The organism is Paenibacillus sp. Y859 (genome assembly GCF_056786405.1).
Genome location: NZ_JBXCIZ010000005.1, coordinates 236758 through 255973, shown reverse-complemented (window position 1 = coordinate 255973; position 19216 = coordinate 236758). Strand labels below are relative to the sequence as shown.

Below are 19216 nucleotides of genomic sequence, written 5' to 3'. Positions count from 1 at the left end.
TATAGTCTAATAACTAGTATCTTCGTCCTCTATAAACTCTTCCTTTCGCTCCATAGATAACTCTTCTAATGGGATATCACCAACATACCCATTATCTATCGTGACTTCTCCACCTCCTAAACCCTCATTCACCATCCGATCAACATCTCGCAAATAAGCTTCTTCTTCATCCACAATTTCTCATTCCTTCCTAACTCATATAACACATGATGATTCGTACTTTATCCTTCTCAATATGCCCCGCACTATGCACTGTCATGCATTTCATCATATACAAAAATGATCAAATACGAATAAACGACTGTACCGTATAGAGCATAACTTATACCTCATCCTAATATTATCCGTATATTTATATCACAGTCATTTCTATGATTAAAAAATTTTCGATCTTTTTTATAATAATGGAGATAAAATTCTACATAACCGCTCTCCTACTTTTTGCTTATAAGGCCTTGCTATAAATTCACTAAGGATGATTTCTGAGCAAACCTGAAGATCAACCTCGAAATCTTTTACAACTCGTTGTATAGATTTCTGATCAAATAATACTGCAGCTAACTCGAAATTACAGAAGAAACTCCGCATATCCATGTTGGCGGTCGCAATAGTAGCTAACAAGTCATCCACAATCATAGTTTTGGCATGGACGAAGCCTTTGCGGTATTGATAGAAACGTACGCCTGCCTCTAGCAATTCTTCTACATACGACAGAGAAGCAAGATGTACCCATTTCGAATCCGGCTTACCTGGAATAATGATACGTACATCCACACCACTAATTGCCGCTGTTTTGAGTCCCTCATGAATACCTGCATCAGGGATAAAGTAAGGGGATGTAATCCATATCCTATCGTTAGCAGCTGTTATTGCTCCAAAGAACATCTCCTGTAATGCATCACGTACCTGATCTGGACCACTACTCAATATTTGAATTTGCTGATCTCCGCGACATTCATGGGCAGGAAACATAGAAGCATCCTCAATTCGTTCACTAGAAGCTAATTCCCAATCATTAAGAAATATATTCTGTAGGTAATAAACAGCATCACCTTCTAGTTCCAAGTGAGTATCCCGCCAATATCCGATTTCAGAATATAATCCCAAATAGTCATCACCTACATTTAGTCCTCCTGTAAATCCCCTTTTACCATCCACAATCACAATCTTACGATGATTACGGTAGTTAATACGACGATTGATGATAGCAAGGACTAGCGGAAGAAAGAAATGAAATTCAATACCTTCTTCTTTGAAATGCTGTATAAAGGACCGTTTTAGGTGGTAACTCCCTATCCCATCACAAACGACACGAACCTTGACTCCTTCTTGAGCCTTCCGAATCATCACATCCTGAAATTCAGTACCGATCATATCTGGTCTAAAAATATAAAATTCCACATGAATATGATCCTTAGCAGATTCCATTGCTTCAAGCATCGCATGATAAGCCATTTTCCCGTCCGTTAGAACCCGACTTTTATTACATCGCGTTATAGAACTCCCCTGAAGGTGGGTCAATAAATGAAATAGCCGCTTTCGATGCATGAATTCACTATTCTTCATCTCTTCCGCGATCTGAACAATGTCAGTCTCGCGCCAGAGATGCACATGACTTTTCTGATATAGCCTCGATTCTCTTGAACGAACTTGCTTATGTTTATTGTATTCTCGAGCTATTACATAATAGATTATAAATCCAATCACTGGACAGCAAAACGAAATAAATATCCATGCGAGAGCTTTCGTTGGATTTCGGAATTCAATGATAATAATCGTCGCGATTTGGACAATAAATACAATCAATATAATAAGTAGCCATATCATAAAGCTATCCCCCCTCCATAAGTAATAGTAACCGCCACCGTATCGTACAGCATTGACCAACCCTTGGAGGATTTATTCAATCCACCTCGTTAAAAACAAGAATTACTAAGATTCTCTCAACAAATTAGACATGTTTATAGACTTCAAAGAATAAATAGAATATAAGCGATCTATTCCATTCCTCCACCCATTAATTAGAAAGGAGTTGCCTATGAAAAGTACTAAGACGAAACAGCAATTAACGCTACTTGTTCTCCGAGATGCACAGCATTCTGTCAAGCAGATCCATATCTCAAAACCCTTATTAATTATCGTACCTACTGTTGCTATTCTGTCCCTTACAGGTCTTATTATTTCCATGCAAGTTCATTCTTCCCAAGCAATCTCTAAGATGGAACAGGAAATGGAGCTTCAGAACATGGCCAACCATCAAATGGAGATCACGGTTAGTAATCGGGAAGAAGCTATCAGTAGATTACAGAATGAAATTATCCAGTTATCTACTGATGCTCATGATATGAAGGATAAAATGCAACGTGTAACTGAGCTAGAAGAGGATCTACAACAGTTCATACAGAAAAATGATACCAGTATGATTTCCGATGACGTTAGCAGTAAGAGCCGTTCTATGAAGTTGACTAATGATTTCCCTCCACATGTAGGTGGTGAATTTATTGCTGTACACACTAGCGACATCATCAACCTTTCTCAAGAGACGAAGGATGACTTTGAAGAAATTCGCAAACTAATCCATTCCATGGAGAATAATATCCCTCGCACGCTTGAAAAGGCTCAAGCGACACAAGATATGTTGGAAGGCATTCCGAATATGTGGCCAACCTCCTCCCACGTCATTTCCTCTAGCTTCGGCTATAGGAAAGATCCGTTTAACGGTGGTGCAGCTTATCATGCGGGTATCGATATTTCTGGTAAAACAGGAGAGCCTATCTATGCTGCAGGGGCAGGCAAGGTGCTACATGCTGAGCAACTAGGCGCACGAGGTCTCTATATACAGATTGAACATCCAAATGGATTGCAGACTTCTTACATGCATTTGAGTAAAATCGAGGTCGCTGTCGGGGATCATGTCTCCAAAGGAGATGTGATTGGGAAACTAGGAAATACTGGTCGTAGTACAGGAGCTCATCTCCATTTCCAAGTGGAAAAGAAAAACAAAACCGTTAACCCACTTTCCTACATCAAATAGTGGGAAGTTATGCTCTTCAAAAACTAAGCATATGCTTTCGAGGTGAGTTTTCGAAACGAAGTTTAACCAGGAAGTTATGCTCTTCAAAAACTTTTAGGGGGTTGTATCATGGCAAGATCAAGAAGGAATGGGAAAGCACTCGCAGCGACGGACACACTCATTGGACAAGGTTCAGTGATCACCGGAAAGTTAAACTGTGAAGCCAACTTGCGAATTGAAGGCCAGTTTAATGGTGAAATTGAGAGTCAAGGAGATGTCACGGTGGGTGAATATGCGGAAGCACGTTCTAACATTCAGGCTAAGGAAGTCATTATTGCTGGTAAGGTATATGGAGATATTGCTACAACGGGTAAGCTTACGATTACACCAACTGGGCAGATGTTCGGGGATGTCTCCTCCGCTTCCCTAATCATTATGGAAGGCGGGGCTTTAAGTGGAACGAGTACGATGAGCCTTCCAGTGTCTAATCCTGTCTCTGACAAGTCAAAGGATACCTCTTCGCGTTCCTTACAAACCGAGGTAGGGTAATCTAACGAATACACCTTGCGGAAACATAGTTTGATTTGAGAAGTTTTTGCTTGGGAAGTTGATATCGTGGGTGGGAAGGAAGTGTATGCTCCCTCCCTCATACCCATTCCCTTCTTTTGTTCTACTTTCAAGGGGGACTGCTACCACAATCATCTTCCATCACCTACATGTAATTAGCATTAGCACCAAAAGTACACTTAAATTGAGCCGAACTCCACTAATCCCATTTTTAATTGCAAAGGTGCATCTCCTATTTCATTCGCCATGTTATGTTGCTACATCACGTTTCTTGAACACAAACCATGAGAGCAACACGAACACAATATAGTAACCCGCTAGTATAAGTAACGAAAAAGTGAACGTTGATCCCGCTGGGCCAACAGATGAATTGATATATCCTTTTAAATCCATATGTGTGAATATCAAATATTTCATCCACTCATATCTGTCAGGATTTAGAATAGTCAAAAAGATATCCTTGGTGAATAAGATGAACAATGACAAGGCTATCGCAAAGGTACTCGAGCGAAATAGGGTAGATATCATAAACGCTATCATCATGATCATGAAGAGTTGAACATAACTGCTGCCAAGATTCATGAATGCATACGACATATCACTCCAAGTACTCGAGAACATCCCTGAATTGCCCTCATAGTTGAACCATATATTTGAAAATAGAAAGGCAACTCCAAACAGTACAAGGCTACTTAATAAGCTAAATAAAATCACGGATATATATTTGGATAATAGAATCTTCGAACGACTCCATGGTCTGATCAGAAGCAACTTAATCGTTCCCCCAGTAAACTCACTGGCTACAGAATCCGCTGCAATAACAACAACGAATATAATATTTAGAAAGAATGTTATCGTCATCGTTAATATCGTGACTTCCCATACATTAGGTTGTTCCGATCCTTGCGCCATGAAGAATACGAATGGCATCAATATACTGAATATAGCTAGAATACTTAACATAATCCACGTACGAATGCGATAATATATTTTCATATTCTCGTTTAATATTAATTTATAGAAACTAGTCAATTTGTTCACTTCCCGTCATCTCCAAAAATTGATCCTCGAGCGTGCGAGTAACCTCACGAATGCCGTATACTTTGAGCCCAGCCTGAACGAGACGAGCATTAATATCAGCTATTTCTTCACGTGATATTTTCAATATGAGTAGGTTATTCTCCAATCGATTCACTCCCAATAATTGTGCAGCTAATTGAGGTTGATCCACATCAAAGGCAATCTCGGCAGCAGACACGGCTACCCCTTCTTCATTCTTCAATTGACGAACATCAATTAATCGACCATTCTGAATAATAGCTACGCTATCACACATCAATTCCATCTCAGATAGTAAATGACTTGATACGAACACCGTAGTTCCTTCAACTCTACAAAGATGCCTTAGATAGTCACGTAATTCTCGGATACCTTGTGGATCCAGTCCATTCGTAGGCTCGTCCAAGATAAGAAGCTTTGGGTTATGTAGAATAGCCTGAGCTACACCTAATCTTTGTCTCATACCGAGTGAGTAGGTTTTAACTTTGTCGTGAATTCGCTTATCCAAGCCAACAAGTGCGATGACCTCTTGTATTCGTTCCTTCGTGACTCCAGGCATCATACGAGCGAAATGGCGTAAATTTTGATATCCACTTAAATATTTATACATCTCTGGGTTCTCAACAATTGCCCCCACATTTGCTATTGCCGCTTCGAATTCGTGTTTAATGCTGTGCCCACAAATGACGATGTCTCCCTGACTAATGGATATTAAGCCAACCATCATGCGAATCGTCGTCGTCTTTCCCGCTCCATTCGGACCAAGAAATCCGAATACTTGGCCTGGTACAATTTCCAGATTGAGATTATCAATGATTACCTTTGAGGAGATAACCTTCGAGACACCCTCCAATCGAATAACCGGTTCCTGCTGCATTCTATTCACCCCTTTAGATTGACGAGCATATGCGATCTTATCTTGCTCTCTAAATATAGTTTAGCATATTACTCTAACGGTTTATCTATAATATGGGAATCTATGCTCGATTGGCGATACTTTTTCTCACATACCGTACAATAACCCATTGGGAACTCATGCTTGTAAAATCCAGTTTTAAAAATAGAGCTTCTCTCATTACTTTGTACAAGCTGTTCACAATATACACAGAAAAATTGATATCCTTCCGTCACCCAAAAATCTACCCCTTTAAAGACTCACACCTATATATTCAGCAAAATTTATTCTTATTCCGCTCTACGCAGATGTTCCTCAATGATGCTATGAACCCGTTCCTTCTCGACAGCTTCTATAATATAATAATAAATCCCGTTTATTCTCTTCCCTTGACCGTTTAACTCCAATGTTTCAATCTTATTCAGGTCAGAGCGATAATCTGTTATAAATTTCTTCATCTCAGCAAAAGTAATATCTGTCTTCACATTATTCCCAACTTCCGCAAGCATCGATTGGATACGAACGATATTCGTAACTTGTAGAGCATTCTTCAACGTCTGCTTCAGTATTTCTCTTTGTCTAGCGTTACGTCCCATATCTCCACGAGGGTCTTCGAATCGCATTCGTGAGTAAGCAAGTGCTTCTTCACCGTCTAATTCTAAGGGACCTTCCGCGAAATCATAACCTGCATACTGAAAAGAAAATGGATTCTCAACCTCCACCCCACCTAGTAGGTCTATAATCTGGCTGAAGCCCTCCATATTTACCTTTATGTAATAATTAATAGGTATACTTAAGAATTTCTCTACCGTCTGAATGGACATGTTTACTCCGCCAAAGGCATAGGCGTGATTAATTTTATCTGTCGTACCATGCCCTATAATTTCAGTTCGTGTATCCCTTGGAATATTGAACATAAGAATCGATTCTTTAGATGGGTTGACGCTCAGAACAATCATCGTGTCGGATCGACCCACGTCGTTCTCCCGCTGATCTACTCCCATGAATAACACAGTATAAGGCTCCTGTTCATCCATCTTCACGGGACCGCCGCCTTTTTGTTCTGCGCTAGTCGGATTCGATTTAATTACAGTCTTAATCGGTTCTCTAGGTTCATAGATTGCATCAGCTGCCGACTTCACTGACTCGTACAAATAGATTCCATAGCAAAATATAGTGATAACCAATATAGATAGAGCCAGCAAGGTTATTTTGATCCAACGTTTCATTAAATGATACCCCTTTATTCCTTCTATTCAATGGTTTTAACCACTCGTAATCCGGTTCGTGAATAATGACCTTAATGAAAGACAGATGCCACCCGTTTATCATCATCGATTGTATTCATGTTAGGACGGCCCACCGAATAATATGCAAAGGGGGAATTCGCGATTTCTATCTTACCGTATACATTTCGACCATCAATCATGACAGGTTGCTTCATAATAGAAGCAAGATCAACAAGTTCAATTTCTGCGAACTCCGACCACTCCGTTAGGATACAAATCGCATCACAATCCTTAGCCGCTTCCATAGCACTCCTCGACCATTCGATCTCAGGAGCATTAAGTACACCTCTAAAGTTCTCAACCGCAACGGGGTCATATGCCTGAATATAAGCTCCCATTTTGATTAACGTCTTGATGATATCAATCGCGGGTGCGTCGCGTACGTCATCTGTGTTAGGTTTAAAGGCTAGTCCCCAAACCCCAATAGTTCGGCCTTCTAATGTTCCTAGCGCATCCTTTAGCTTATTAATGACATTAAATCGCTGATCTTTATTCACCTCTACTACTGACTTCAGTAGCTTAAATTCATAATCTACATTCCCAGCTATTTGGATAAGTGCTTCTGTGTCTTTTGGAAAGCAGGAACCACCATACCCAATTCCAGCTTGAAGAAAGGAATGTCCAATTCGCTTGTCGTATCCCATTCCTTCCGCTACCTTCGTCACATCCGCCCCTACCTTTTCGCAAATATTTGCAATTTCATTAATAAATGAAATCTTCGTTGCGAGGAAAGCATTAGAAGCATATTTGATCATTTCGCTTGAGCGAATATCCGTAATGACGATATGTTCAGTTAATGACTTATGAAGATCTAACATAGGTTCTATAACTCTCGGATTATCTATTCCAATGACTACACGATCGGGGAATAATGTGTCCTTGATCGCTGTACCTTCTCGAAGAAATTCGGGTATCGACACGATATCGAATGGCTGACCCGTCCGTTCACTAATCCATTGTTTCACTTTAAAGTTAGTCCCGACAGGGACCGTACTCTTCGTAACCACGATTTTATATCCATCCATCACCGTGCCTATTTCTATGGCAACCTGCTCAATATAACTTAGATTAGCTTCTCCATTAGGCATAGAAGGAGTTCCAACAGCGATAATAATCAGTTCAGAATTCATTACAGCTTCCCCAATATTTTTTGTAAAGGATAGCTTACCTGAAGCAACATTACTATTCATCAACTCTTGGAGCCCAGGTTCATAGATCGGAACTTCTCCCTTCTGAAGCATCTCCACTTTACTTGGATCATTATCAACACAGACTACTTGATGCCCTATTTCCGAGAAGCACACTCCCGATACTAAACCAACATACCCTGTACCTATAACTGCAATCTTCATTAAATCACTCCTCATCTATACACAATTTCCCCTAATAACGGCACTATCACTTAGAAAGCATCCTTAGCTCGAAATAGCATCTTTATAGTTCTGAGAATAATCCCAAGATCATATAAAGTACTTCTCTTATCTATATATCGAATATCCAGCTCTACCATTCTCTCAAATCCAACACTATTTCTTCCGCTCACTTGCCAAAGACCAGTACAACCTGGTGTTACATGAAGTCTCTTCATGTCATATGGGGAATATTCTGCGACCTCTCTAACGAGTGGTGGTCTAGGACCAACCATACTCATATCGCCGCGTAGAACATTCCATAGTTGAGGGAATTCATCGATACTCGTTCTGCGAATGAACTTCCCTATTCTTGTAATACGGGGATCATTCTTCATCTTAAACATAGCACCGCTCACTTCATTGCGATGGAGTAGATCATCAAGTAAATCTTCAGCATTCGAGACCATCGAACGAAATTTAAACATATGAAATTCTTTCTCATTCTTGCCGACACGAATTTGATGAAAGAATATAGGCCCCTTGGGATCTTCTAATTTAATGAGGATTGCTATAATTGTAAATACAGGCGACAACAGGAGTAGACCAATTATGGCCCCTATCACATCCATTACTCTCTTCATGAATAGATATTGTTTGTCCGAACGATGATGGTTGGGCATGCCGTGTGGGTAGGATAAGTGCTTATCAATAAATACGTCAACTTCATTCCTTTGAGATGTCGGAATCATGCATACTCTCCTCTAGAGGGCATAGTGCCCCTTCCTCGATATACTTTAGTTCAAGTTCAAAAAGCCAGGTTTTGATCATGAACAAGAGCTAGATTACAACACTGTTCTATTTATTTCTCACCATAGTAATAGTTGTACGGGTTCCCTTTACTCATATTGACGCTTTTCAAGACCACTCCAAGAAAACGAGAATGAACATGTTCTACGTTAGCTTTTGCCTTCTTAACTAATTAATCTTACTAGCCAACTCATTCGCTGTTATACCCAGATCAGCATAATTCGTAATCACCCTCTCTATGACTGTTGATGATTTAATGATATCTATATATTACGTTTCAACCTTTCCACCACATCATCACCGAATAAGTTGCCAATTCTAGCGTATGACTTCTGCAACATAAAATTCCTTCGAACGACATCATGAACATCTGATGAAATGAAATGTAACTGATTCTTCTTACATAAATGGAAACACCACTTTTACACCTTGTTCTAACAATTCATCCGTAACCTTGATGGAATTAACAACCTCACTGTTTCGTTCTGGATGTGCTAAAATTGGTGTTATACGTTTCACTTTTAATTCATGGAGAACATCTTGTAAATTAACTTAACTTAACCCATCCAGATTGGACTGGGCATGAGTGGCTTCTAAATTTAATGCACTTCGTCATGATTTATAGTAAAATAAACACATTCCTATTACTTCTATGCGTCTTGAATCTTTGTTTATGTTTAGAGACCATGAAATAATCTAAATGAAGTAGCATTTTTTTCAAAATATTAGCATTATACAATTGGTATCCCTTAACGCTATTGATTAGCTTAACCCGATATTGAAATTGATTCTCATACATGCCTTTAGCTTGTAGTTTCCCCAACAGAGTGACCTTAGAACTAATGTTCTCTATATCAAATCCATACACTACATTAGATAACATCGGTAAATCCAAATCACTTAAGAAACTTATCGTGTTGTCGCCTAATTCCATCAAAAATATTGGACGTCGTTTACTGTTCACCTTATTTCCCCTTACTTCTCTGATGTACATATGCGCGTTAAGAGAAAGTTCGGCCCAATCATGTATATTGGGGGGCATATCTTCATTCCTTTTACTTAAGAGTAGTAATAATGATTTAAAATTAGTAATTGGGGTAAAATAGACATAGATACAATTCGTATCTAACAAATCCAATTTACGATACAAACCGTATCATGTCAAGCACTTAATTTATCTCTACTCTTTACTGACCATTTAATAGCGCAACTAACACACTTAGATTGCAACATAGGAGGGTAATTCATGAATCAGGAGAATCGTATAGCAGAATTACGAGAGGCTCGAGGCTGGACACAAGATGAGCTCTCCCGTTCGATTGGTATTACAAGGGCTTCTCTCTCTCATTATGAAAAAAGTCGGCGGAAGCCTGATTTTGAAATATTAACAAAACTCGCTGATGTATTCGAAGTTTCCATTGATTATTTAATTGGGAGAACTAGTAATCATAACCTAGTTATGGAGGATGACGTGCGTCACTTTGTAGATGATTTGGAACTTTCCGATGATAAGCTATTGGAGCGGTTTAATCTTACCATCGATGGACGCAGCCTTTCAGAGGATGAAGCTAAACGATTTATCGCTTTTATTCGTATGGAACGAACGATGAAGTAACTTACTCGCTTCTGCATGGATTCTACTCAGACTCTAAAGTTAGTTCTTTAGAGTCTGTTTGGTTCTGCTCTTATGTAATCTTTCCATCTTTCGGGATCAATGTTACACTGTTCCATAATCTTCATAATGTCCACATTCACTTTGTTCGGCACCTCTGCTTCGAACCTTACTCCGATTCCTACTTCTTTATTTCCGTCCACTGATGATAACCTCGCTTAATATATAGGATTTAACATTCAATATTTCATATTATATATTAGCCCTTTATTATTTGTTGTCGTCTTATGGATTAGTTTTACTTTTGTTAGGTTCTATTTTTGTCGAAAAAAAAAACAGGTGCTTATAATCCGTAAAAAAGACACCCTAGAATCTGAGTGCCTTGGTAAAATTGTCTATATTAAGCTGTTAAAGTATGTTTATCTTGTACATTAAAAGAATGCGGTTTGCGCATGAAATAGAAGAATGTTGCAATCAGGAATATTCCACCGAATATACTCAATATACCGATTTGAGACCACATCATTCCAACATCACCCGTAGAAATAATAGCTTTATACCCTTGGACACTATATGTCATTGGGAACCATGGATTGAGTACTTTCAACCATCCCGGGATAAGTTCAACTGGGAACGTACCCGCACTTGTTGTAAGCTGTAGAATTAGAATGACAATGACTGCGAAACGTCCTGGTTGATCCAACCATGTCACAAATGCCTGCACTAAGAACATGAACGATAAACTTGTAATTAAACTAAATAAGTAGAACATAGGTACGCTTTGTACTTCCAGTCCTAAACCATAAAGAACTAACGTTGAGGCTAACAGTGATTGAATTAAACCAATGCTACAAAAAGCAAGCGTCCGGCTTACAAATCGATTAAGACCTGTTGTATTAGGTACATTAGACGTTCTAATTGGAACAACAATCGTTGTAATCAGTGCACCTACAAACAGTCCTAGTGATAGGAAGTATGGAGCAAAGCCTGTACCGTAGTTAGGTACTTTGTTCACTTTTTCCTCTGTCACAGTGACGGGCTTAGCGAACATACTGTATGTTTCATCCGTTCCCTTAACTTCCCCGGTAGTATTTGCGGCATCATTCAATTTGGATGCAAGTTCATCTGAACCATCTTTTAGTTGCACCAGTCCATTCTCCAATTCCCCAGCGCCGTCACTTAACTTCTGGGATCCATCCGTAAGAGTAACTACGCCATCTCCTAATTGACTCATACCCCCAGCTAATTTCTCAGATCCAGTAGCTATCTTCTCTGCCCCACCTGCCAATTGTTGGCTTCCTGAGACAGCATCACTCATCTTGGATCCAATTAATTTCAAGCCCTCAACCAATTGAGTCTGCCCTGCATCTAATTGATTAACACCTTGTACAAGCTTTTGCTGTCCTTGATGTAACTCTGTACTGCCTTTAAGCAACTGCTGTGTTCCTTGATCCAATTGATTAGCACCTGCATGAAGTTGTACTGCACCTGTGTGCAGTTGCGTTGCTCCCTGCACCAGCTGTACTTGTCCTTCATGCAATTGAGTTGCTCCTTCGGCTAATTGTTGCTGTCCTTTGTGTACCTTATTACTACCTTGTGCTACGGCCTGACTCGCTGCTATCAATTTCTGTACATCCGTGTTCTCAGCAAGCTCTGGATTAGAGTCTGCCAGTTGTTTAAGCCCTTGAGCTACACTTGTTGCACCTGTTGCCACTTGTTCACTACCATCAGCAGCATCTTTCAACCCTTCCGATAGCTTAGCACTCCCATCTACGGAAGATTCAAGTCCACTTTGTAATTGAGCCGATCCTTTAACCGTAGCTTGCAGCCCGACTTCCAATTGCGATGTTCCATCAGCTGAGGATTGTAATCCTGCTGAGATTTGTGCACTTCCCTCTTCAGAGGATTTCAGACCCGCTTGTAATTGGCTGATCCCTGTATGAGCTTGAATGGCTCCACTCTCCAGCTGCTTCTGCGCTGCCGTCAGCTGAACAAGACCATCTGCTAACGATAAAGATCCAGCCTGCAGTTCTGTTGCCCCTTGCTCAAGATCACCGACACCTTTCGTAAGGGGTCTAATCCCCTCTTGCAACTTCATCGTGCCGTCAACCATTTTGACTAAATTATCTTTCAGTAAGATAGCTCCATCGTCCAGCTTAATAGCTCCATCTGTTATTTCACTAGCTCCAGCACCCGCATCCTTGAAGCCAGTGGATACCGTTTCGATCTGATCAAATAATGTTTCGGTGTACACTTCCGTTACTTTCGCAGATACTTTCGCTCTGATCTGCTCTACTGCTGTTCCGCCAATTTGTCCTGCAAGAAAGTTATATCCTTCATTGGGCATAAATATGATTTCCGCAGGTTGTGGTTGATCATCTAGTAACGTCGTCGCTTTAGATGAGAAGTCTTCAGGAATGACAATCGTCATATAGTAAATATTATTAATCATACCTTCATCAGCTTCTTGCTTGGAAACGAACTCCCATTTGAAGCCATCTGTCACTTTCAATTCCTCAATTAACTCTTCACCTATGTGAAGTGACTTACTTTCAAAGTTTGCCCCTATATCAGTATTAACTACAGCTACGGGTAGATCTTCCATTTTACTATAGGGGTCCCAGAAAGCACCCAGGAACATTCCACTATACATCACTGGAACCAATAGAATCGCAATCATCGTAACCAGTACTTTAGGATTTCTAATAGCAGTTCCCATATCTTTAAAAAATACAGCTAATGACTTCATAAACAGTTTCTCTCCCCTAAGTTAAAATACGTTATGACTGACTTCCCCATCCGGTCATATGTTGACCAATAAAAACTTCTCTCCGAAATCGCGATGCTTACGTCTTTGTCTAATACATCGCTCCCAAAGGAAGTCTTTTTCTATATATTCAATTATTGTACTGCCAATCCATCCGAAAGAAACAATCGAAAATAATGTTTAATCTGTTCTTTACTCAATGGCTCATGATGCTTACTAATTTCTGTGGTTAGTGTAATATATAGCTTCTTTATGACAATCGACACAATTTTAGGATCACAAGGTTTGATCTCTTCGTTATCTATAGCCGCCTGTAATTCACGCTCCAAATACTCCAAGATCACATTCTCCACTTTATCGAGGGCTTCTAACACTTGAGGTGTTCCGAAATCCCTTAACTCATGCGATAATTTAATGAATAGCTCATGCTCTCTGCGAAACTCCAGTAAACCATCGAGAACTTGATACAAATTATCCAAGAATGACTTTTCCCGACGAATCTCTCGATCTGGGATCTTCCTCATTTCGATAATGACTCCGTATAGAATCTCATCAAATAGTTCTTCCTTGTTCGTAAAGAAATTATATATCGTTCCTTTTCCTACATTAGCAATTTTAGCTACCTGCTCCATCGTGGTTGCCTTGTACCCGAAAGTTGCAAAGGATTGGGCCGCAGCAGTAAGCACTTGCTTACGACGATCCATCACAGCCATTTCATCTCTCCTTTCAAAATGGGTTGATATTATCGATAAATGACTATAATATATAACTAGTCACTTAGTCAGACATTAATATAACATGTAGCTATTTAAATTTCAATTTAAATTTTGTGATACAGTATGTATCCAAAAGAAGGGCACTTATGGCATAATAACAGTGGAGCACTACATTGCTCAGCCCCAACTAAAGTCTAGGATTAAAAACCGTCTTTGGTCTATTAATAAAAAATGATATCTAACTTACAATAAACAGATCATTAGTTATAATCATCAGAGTTATAAGCATCATACTCAATTAAGAAGGACATAGGTGAATTCATGAAAAAGAAGAGAGTACTCCTATTATCAGAGGGATTCGGAGCAGGACATACACAAGCTGCTCATGCCTTAGCTAGCGGTATGAAGAAACTTCATCCCAATCTGCAATGCAAGGTAATCGAACTTGGTAATTTTCTAAATCCTACAATCGGGCCAATAATATTATCCACTTACCGTAAAACGGTTAGTACATCGCCAGCCATCATAGGTTTACTTTATCGAAATAGATATGACAAGTCATTAACAAGACTCACGCAGCTTGCTCTTCATCGTATATTTTATACACATGCCGCTCAAGTCATATCTCAGCTACAACCTGATGTCATTATATGTACCCATCCGATACCTAATAGTGTCATCTCAAGACTAAGACAACAGGGAATGGATATCCCTCTGGTTACCCTCATCACAGACTATGATGTACATGGAACATGGATTAGCCCAGAAGTGAATCATTATTTAGCATCTTCACCTAGAGTCAAGAATCTGCTACTTCAACGTGGCGTACAGTCTTATAAAATTCAAACAACAGGCATTCCAGTACATCCTGATTTCTGGGAGAGAGGGAATAAGGAACAATTACGTAAGGAATTGAAGCTACAAAAAATGCCCACTGTGCTCATCATGGGCGGAGGATGGGGTCTTACACTGAAACCTGACTTATTACAACAATTGATTTCATGGGCAGACCGTATTCAACTTATTTTCTGCTTGGGTAGCAACGTCAAGCTTGTTGAGAAAATGAAGGCCAATCCGATATTCCATCACCCTAACATCATTATTTTGGGTTACACAAGTCAGATTGGCAAACTGATGGATGTATCCGACCTATTGATTACTAAACCTGGCGGAATGACTTGTACAGAAGGACTCGCCAAAGGAATACCTATGCTTTTTTTTCAAGCCATTCCAGGACAAGAAGAGCAAAATAGTCAATTTTTCGTAAATCGTGGGTATGCTGAAACGATTCATTCTCCTCAAGTTGTCAATAAGTGGTTTCAATTGATAACCAATCAATACGAACAGATAAACACCCGCAGACAGCAGGTTAAGCACATTGAACCTTATCTCCAGCCTCATTATTGCGCACAAACGGTCTTAGACCTCTTTAATGAGCAACCACAAACTACAACTGCATATTCAATAACTGGGTCCTATTTATAGAAGGAATGATTACCAATTGTTTTACTGAATGAACGTGTATGGTGAACTGTCAAATCTTCAGCTAGCTTTAACGATAAGAAATAATAAGTATCGTCACTCACTTCCTTGCGTCCATTTAATGCTTCATTCACAGCATAAATAGTATCCTCAGAAGGCTTTACTCGATCGAATCGACCATTAGCCACAGGACTGAATTGGTATTTCTGATAAATCACCTTATAAATTGTATTGGGGAAATTGGCTGACCGTAGCCGATTCAAGACAACATTAGTAACTGCTACCTTGCCTTCGTACGGTTCACCTTCTGCTTCTGCCATCACGATTTTACGGAGCATTAGCAGTTCTTCATCGGTTACAGTGTATTGCAAAGTCGATTGTTCTTTCTCTTCCTGACTAAGCATCTGGGTCCGAGTAAAGAATAGTACCTTTGGGGGGATGAGCTGATGATTAACTTCGATTACTTCTGCTACATTTTCGCCTTGTTCTGCCATTTCCTGATTATCCGTAATTTCACTTTTATTCACAGAATCATTTATGAAAGATTGATCCCTTACATCTTGCTCAATAATCGCTGACTGTTGCTTGTTATTAATCAATGTATAGAAGGATTCCTTATGTTCTATTGAGTAAGTTAACAATGGTTTAAATTTATACTCCCCTGTCTCCTTAACTGTAACCTGCTTGTATATTCTCCCCTGGTTCTTCTCTTGTTCACCCTGCATCAAGAAATTTATCGCAGAAAAACACACTAATATCACACCAATTAATAGTGCAATCCAGCGATTATGTCTAATAATATTCATATAAACCTCCTAAAATTCCGGCATTCCCCTAAATATGTAACCGAAAATATAGGTCTTATTAACCATTCTAGCAATTTTCGAAACATGTTTGCGTACATTTCTATTTACGTGCCAACGTGATATGGGGCCGGTATTTACACACTACCTTTGTGATTATACTCGTTTCAGTTCCATTCCTCAAGTTTTCAAGTTCGACTAACTCTATCATAAGTCTCTTTTTTCCACTTACTTTCATTGGATGTCAATTCATCGAGTGCATTGTAAAAGACTAGTGTAGTCAAGGTTTGAGAGTATTTATACATCATCTGACCTGGCCGTTTATTTCGAGTAAAATCAGACCTTTTTTATTTTTTTAAATATAGAAAATATTTGTGTTGAATTGATAATTTCGATACAATCATGATTAATATCAAGACCATCCGATTTATACTTAGGAGGACATCAACGTGAAACGTATTGTTAGTCTGTATCCGTTATCAGCCGATCATCTACAACAAATCTATCATATTGCTCCAAATTATACCGTTACGATAGGAAAAGGGGATCTATTAGATCCTGCAGTTCTTCCAGAAGCTGAAGTGTTGTTAGGCTGGTCCAGCAAAATTGAAAAGCATGTTCTACATGACAACAGCTCCTTAAAGTGGATTCAATCTTGGTCTGCTGGTGTCGACAAAATGCCTCTCGACCAATTTGCTAATAAAGATATTCGCTTAACAACTGCCAGTGGAGTTCATGCTATTCCTATTTCCGAATCTATCTTCGCCATGATGCTAGCCTTCTCCCGCGGTATCCAACAGTCGATTCAGAACCAACAAGATAATATATGGAATCCAAAAATAGTATCCGGTGGATCAGGAACATTATCAGAATTACGTAATAAGACCATCGTTATCGTCGGCGTAGGCGAGATTGGAAGCAAGACTGCACAGATTGCAAAGGCTTTCGGAATGAATGTGCTCGGCGTACGACGTTCCGGTAAGTCCAACCCCCACGTAGATACCATGTTTACCATGGTCAATTTGGAAGAAGCGCTAAACCAAAGTGATTACATCATCAACATTCTTCCCCTGACCAAGGAGACCCGGCATACTTTTGATACAGCGACTTTTGCAGCCTGCAAACGTGGTGCTTGCTTCATCAATGTGGGACGAGGCCCTACGGTCGATACGGCGGCTCTGTTGGGAGCACTAGAAGAGGGTATTATTGGTTATGCAGCACTCGATGTATTTGAAGAGGAACCTTTGCCAGCAGAACATCCTCTCTGGACAATGAATCAAGTCATTATTACACCGCATATATCTGGAAACACTGAGCATTACGACGAACGGGTCATTGATATCTTTATAGAGAATCTAAAGGCTTATATAGATGATAAAGAATTGCCACGAAATTTAGTGGATTATTCTTTGAATTATTAATCCAAATCATAGATCGACCCGACCTTAAGTCCATACAATTCATTGTATATTTTCTCGGCAAAAGCATCCGTCATCCCTGCAATGTAATCAATCACCATATGCTCCCAAGTCCAAATTGGTTGGTCCTTCATCTGATCCCGTTCGTAGCGCTCTAGCCAATCAGATGGAATGATCGATTTGGAAACTTCAGGATCTAAAAAGGCATCCCATAGACGTTTAATGATCCATTCGCTTCTTTTTTGCAGACGTTGTACCCGTAAATCCTTAATCATCGTTACCCATGCAAAGCTCTTAAGCACGCTAACTGTACGCAGCATATCCTCATTCTCCGAGTTGTCTTTCACGAAGGTAACCTTCTTCCAATCCCCATCCGGGATCACACCGAGATTACTCACGAATAGACTCACCCAATAAGCTTTCACTTCACGTCTTGTACGAGAATAATCATTCTCGCAGATGACCATTTTCTCTTTCCACACTTGTAAAAAGGAGGCTAGCACCTCTTCCACTTTCGGCTGAATTCCTTCCTTATTCCATCCAGCCCAGATGGCATCCTCAAGTGTCGTAATCTTCTCTACGATTAATCGAATTATGGAAGGGTCAAATAAGAAGTACTCATGGACTACGATCTTTCCTGCCTTAATTCCGTCCTCTAGATCATGTGCTGAATAGGCAATGTCGTCGCATAAATCCATTAATTGAGCCTCCAGCGTCATCTTATGATCTGGAATTCCCCAACTTTTTCGTATCTGTGAAATATACTCCCATTCATGCTTATAAAGCCCCTTCTTGAGTATCGATCCTGGATATGGATATTTGTTAATGCCTAGTAATACAGCATCCGATAAATTCAGCCCGTCCATGTTCTCCCTTTTCTCCAGGAACATAATTAACCTGAAATTATGCGCATTCCCCTCGAAATGTTCATACTTGGTCCTGAGACCACTACGGACTTTCATAAGATGTTCTGGTGAGTTGTATCTTTCCTTCGTTACAAGCTTAAGCTTATCATCAATGAAACGCTCAAGAATACCATCCAGTACTTCCTCCCCCTTATGACCAAATGGCGGATGCCCAAAGTCATGAGCGATCGATGCGCATTCGACCACTTCAGGATCGATCACAAGTCCTGGATTATCTGCCCTTTCGAGCGTCACTTCCGGATAAGAGCGTACTAGACTTTTCGAAGCTTCACGGGCAATCTGTGCCACTTCAAGTGAATGGGTCAGACGTGTCCGATAATAATCACCTGTTCCTGCTCCGAACACCTGGGACTTCCCTTGAAGCCGCCGAAACGTGGGCGAATGTATGAGCCTTGAATAATCCCGTTCATAGGTAGCTCGAGATGCATCTAGCTTCGTCTGTTCGGGATATTGCCGATGTTCTCTTTTCTCTTTGAGTGTCATAGTTGGTCTCTCCTTGCATATTTATCC

Annotated in this window: 18 protein-coding genes; 5 read left to right on the top strand and 13 right to left on the bottom strand. The window is 39.9% G+C overall.

All coding sequences use genetic code 11. The annotated features are described in order from the left end of the window. Positions 1-6: 6 nt before the first annotated feature. Together AC1TO8_RS13780 and cls are read right to left on the bottom strand one after the other, a co-directional pair. Positions 7-174 carry a hypothetical protein gene (locus AC1TO8_RS13780; protein WP_482056196.1) on the bottom strand — a complete coding sequence of 56 codons (168 nt, stop codon included), beginning with the start codon at positions 172-174 and terminating at the stop codon, positions 7-9. A gap of 222 nt (positions 175-396) precedes the next feature. Further along, positions 397-1827: a cardiolipin synthase gene (cls, locus tag AC1TO8_RS13775; protein WP_482056195.1), complete on the bottom strand. Its 1431-nt coding sequence runs from the start codon at positions 1825-1827 to the stop codon at positions 397-399. Between the two features lie 211 nt (positions 1828-2038). Between cls and AC1TO8_RS13770 the strand changes: the two genes are divergently transcribed. Then, positions 2039-3034 (top strand): M23 family metallopeptidase, encoded by a 996-nt coding sequence (locus AC1TO8_RS13770; RefSeq protein ID WP_482056194.1) that lies wholly within the window; start codon positions 2039-2041, stop codon positions 3032-3034. Between the two features lie 108 nt (positions 3035-3142). Further along, entirely contained in the window at positions 3143-3562 is a 420-nt protein-coding gene (locus tag AC1TO8_RS13765) for a bactofilin family protein (RefSeq protein WP_482056193.1), read from the top strand. Between the two features lie 267 nt (positions 3563-3829). On the opposite strand, the gene AC1TO8_RS13760 is transcribed toward AC1TO8_RS13765, so the two are convergent. From AC1TO8_RS13760 to AC1TO8_RS13735, 6 genes are all read right to left on the bottom strand, one after another. After that, positions 3830-4621 (bottom strand): ABC transporter permease, encoded by a 792-nt coding sequence (locus tag AC1TO8_RS13760; protein ID WP_482056192.1) that lies wholly within the window; start codon positions 4619-4621, stop codon positions 3830-3832. Then, complete coding sequence (locus tag AC1TO8_RS13755) at positions 4605-5516, bottom strand: ABC transporter ATP-binding protein (protein WP_482056191.1); 912 nt, start codon at positions 5514-5516, stop codon at positions 4605-4607. The genes AC1TO8_RS13760 and AC1TO8_RS13755 overlap by 17 nt, the downstream gene beginning before the upstream one ends. Before the next feature lie 308 nt (positions 5517-5824). Next, entirely contained in the window at positions 5825-6763 is a 939-nt protein-coding gene (locus AC1TO8_RS13750; RefSeq protein WP_482056190.1) for an LCP family glycopolymer transferase, read from the bottom strand. A gap of 71 nt (positions 6764-6834) precedes the next feature. Then, positions 6835-8175 carry a UDP-glucose dehydrogenase family protein gene (locus AC1TO8_RS13745; protein WP_482056189.1) on the bottom strand — a complete coding sequence of 447 codons (1341 nt, stop codon included), beginning with the start codon at positions 8173-8175 and terminating at the stop codon, positions 6835-6837. A gap of 50 nt (positions 8176-8225) precedes the next feature. After that, positions 8226-8855, bottom strand: a complete 630-nt coding sequence (locus AC1TO8_RS13740; RefSeq protein WP_482056261.1) for a sugar transferase — start codon at positions 8853-8855, stop codon at positions 8226-8228. A 746-nt stretch (positions 8856-9601) separates the two neighbouring features. After that, positions 9602-9946, bottom strand: a complete 345-nt coding sequence (locus tag AC1TO8_RS13735; protein WP_482056188.1) for a hypothetical protein — start codon at positions 9944-9946, stop codon at positions 9602-9604. A 282-nt stretch (positions 9947-10228) separates the two neighbouring features. Between AC1TO8_RS13735 and AC1TO8_RS13730 the strand changes: the two genes are divergently transcribed. Further along, positions 10229-10597: a helix-turn-helix domain-containing protein gene (locus AC1TO8_RS13730; RefSeq protein ID WP_482056187.1), complete on the top strand. Its 369-nt coding sequence runs from the start codon at positions 10229-10231 to the stop codon at positions 10595-10597. 47 nt (positions 10598-10644) lie between these two features. On the opposite strand, the gene AC1TO8_RS13725 is transcribed toward AC1TO8_RS13730, so the two are convergent. From AC1TO8_RS13725 to AC1TO8_RS13715, 3 genes are all read right to left on the bottom strand, one after another. Continuing rightward, a complete protein-coding gene (locus AC1TO8_RS13725) occupies positions 10645-10797 on the bottom strand; it encodes a hypothetical protein (RefSeq protein ID WP_482056186.1) in 153 nt (50 codons plus the stop codon). A gap of 197 nt (positions 10798-10994) precedes the next feature. Continuing rightward, positions 10995-13343 carry a YhgE/Pip family protein gene (locus AC1TO8_RS13720; RefSeq protein ID WP_482056185.1) on the bottom strand — a complete coding sequence of 783 codons (2349 nt, stop codon included), beginning with the start codon at positions 13341-13343 and terminating at the stop codon, positions 10995-10997. Positions 13344-13495: 152 nt separating this feature from the next. Next, on the bottom strand, positions 13496-14074 hold the full coding sequence (locus AC1TO8_RS13715) for a TetR/AcrR family transcriptional regulator (protein WP_482056184.1): 579 nt from the start codon (positions 14072-14074) through the stop codon (positions 13496-13498). 324 nt (positions 14075-14398) lie between these two features. Between AC1TO8_RS13715 and AC1TO8_RS13710 the strand changes: the two genes are divergently transcribed. Further along, on the top strand, positions 14399-15562 hold the full coding sequence (locus AC1TO8_RS13710) for an MGDG synthase family glycosyltransferase (protein ID WP_482056183.1): 1164 nt from the start codon (positions 14399-14401) through the stop codon (positions 15560-15562). On the opposite strand, the gene AC1TO8_RS13705 is transcribed toward AC1TO8_RS13710, so the two are convergent. Beyond that, the gene (locus AC1TO8_RS13705) at positions 15553-16365 is read right to left on the bottom strand and encodes a cell wall hydrolase (RefSeq protein ID WP_482056182.1); all 813 of its coding nucleotides are present in this window, start codon (positions 16363-16365) and stop codon (positions 15553-15555) included. The two genes, AC1TO8_RS13710 and AC1TO8_RS13705, sit on opposite strands and share 10 nt — an antisense overlap. A gap of 446 nt (positions 16366-16811) precedes the next feature. Between AC1TO8_RS13705 and AC1TO8_RS13700 the strand changes: the two genes are divergently transcribed. Continuing rightward, complete coding sequence (locus AC1TO8_RS13700; RefSeq protein ID WP_482056181.1) at positions 16812-17783, top strand: D-2-hydroxyacid dehydrogenase; 972 nt, start codon at positions 16812-16814, stop codon at positions 17781-17783. Here the strand turns inward: AC1TO8_RS13700 and AC1TO8_RS13695 are convergent. Continuing rightward, positions 17780-19189 (bottom strand): deoxyguanosinetriphosphate triphosphohydrolase family protein, encoded by a 1410-nt coding sequence (locus tag AC1TO8_RS13695; RefSeq protein ID WP_482056180.1) that lies wholly within the window; start codon positions 19187-19189, stop codon positions 17780-17782. The genes AC1TO8_RS13700 and AC1TO8_RS13695 overlap by 4 nt on opposite strands. Between the last annotated feature and the right edge of the window lie 27 nt (positions 19190-19216).

Excerpts from the sequence above, each read along its gene's own strand:
- cls (WP_482056195.1), bottom strand. The coding sequence starts at position 1,827 with ATGATATGGCTACTTATTATATTGATTGTATTTATTGTCCAAATCGCG.
- AC1TO8_RS13770 (WP_482056194.1), top strand. The coding sequence starts at position 2,039 with ATGAAAAGTACTAAGACGAAACAGCAATTAACGCTACTTGTTCTCCGA.
- AC1TO8_RS13765 (WP_482056193.1), top strand. The coding sequence starts at position 3,143 with ATGGCAAGATCAAGAAGGAATGGGAAAGCACTCGCAGCGACGGACACA.
- AC1TO8_RS13755 (WP_482056191.1), bottom strand. The coding sequence starts at position 5,516 with ATGCAGCAGGAACCGGTTATTCGATTGGAGGGTGTCTCGAAGGTTATC.
- AC1TO8_RS13750 (WP_482056190.1), bottom strand. The coding sequence starts at position 6,763 with ATGAAACGTTGGATCAAAATAACCTTGCTGGCTCTATCTATATTGGTT.
- AC1TO8_RS13745 (WP_482056189.1), bottom strand. The coding sequence starts at position 8,175 with ATGAAGATTGCAGTTATAGGTACAGGGTATGTTGGTTTAGTATCGGGA.
- AC1TO8_RS13740 (WP_482056261.1), bottom strand. The coding sequence starts at position 8,855 with ATGCCCAACCATCATCGTTCGGACAAACAATATCTATTCATGAAGAGA.
- AC1TO8_RS13730 (WP_482056187.1), top strand. The coding sequence starts at position 10,229 with ATGAATCAGGAGAATCGTATAGCAGAATTACGAGAGGCTCGAGGCTGG.
- AC1TO8_RS13720 (WP_482056185.1), bottom strand. The coding sequence starts at position 13,343 with ATGAAGTCATTAGCTGTATTTTTTAAAGATATGGGAACTGCTATTAGA.
- AC1TO8_RS13715 (WP_482056184.1), bottom strand. The coding sequence starts at position 14,074 with ATGGCTGTGATGGATCGTCGTAAGCAAGTGCTTACTGCTGCGGCCCAA.
- AC1TO8_RS13710 (WP_482056183.1), top strand. The coding sequence starts at position 14,399 with ATGAAAAAGAAGAGAGTACTCCTATTATCAGAGGGATTCGGAGCAGGA.
- AC1TO8_RS13705 (WP_482056182.1), bottom strand. The coding sequence starts at position 16,365 with ATGAATATTATTAGACATAATCGCTGGATTGCACTATTAATTGGTGTG.
- AC1TO8_RS13695 (WP_482056180.1), bottom strand. The coding sequence starts at position 19,189 with ATGACACTCAAAGAGAAAAGAGAACATCGGCAATATCCCGAACAGACG.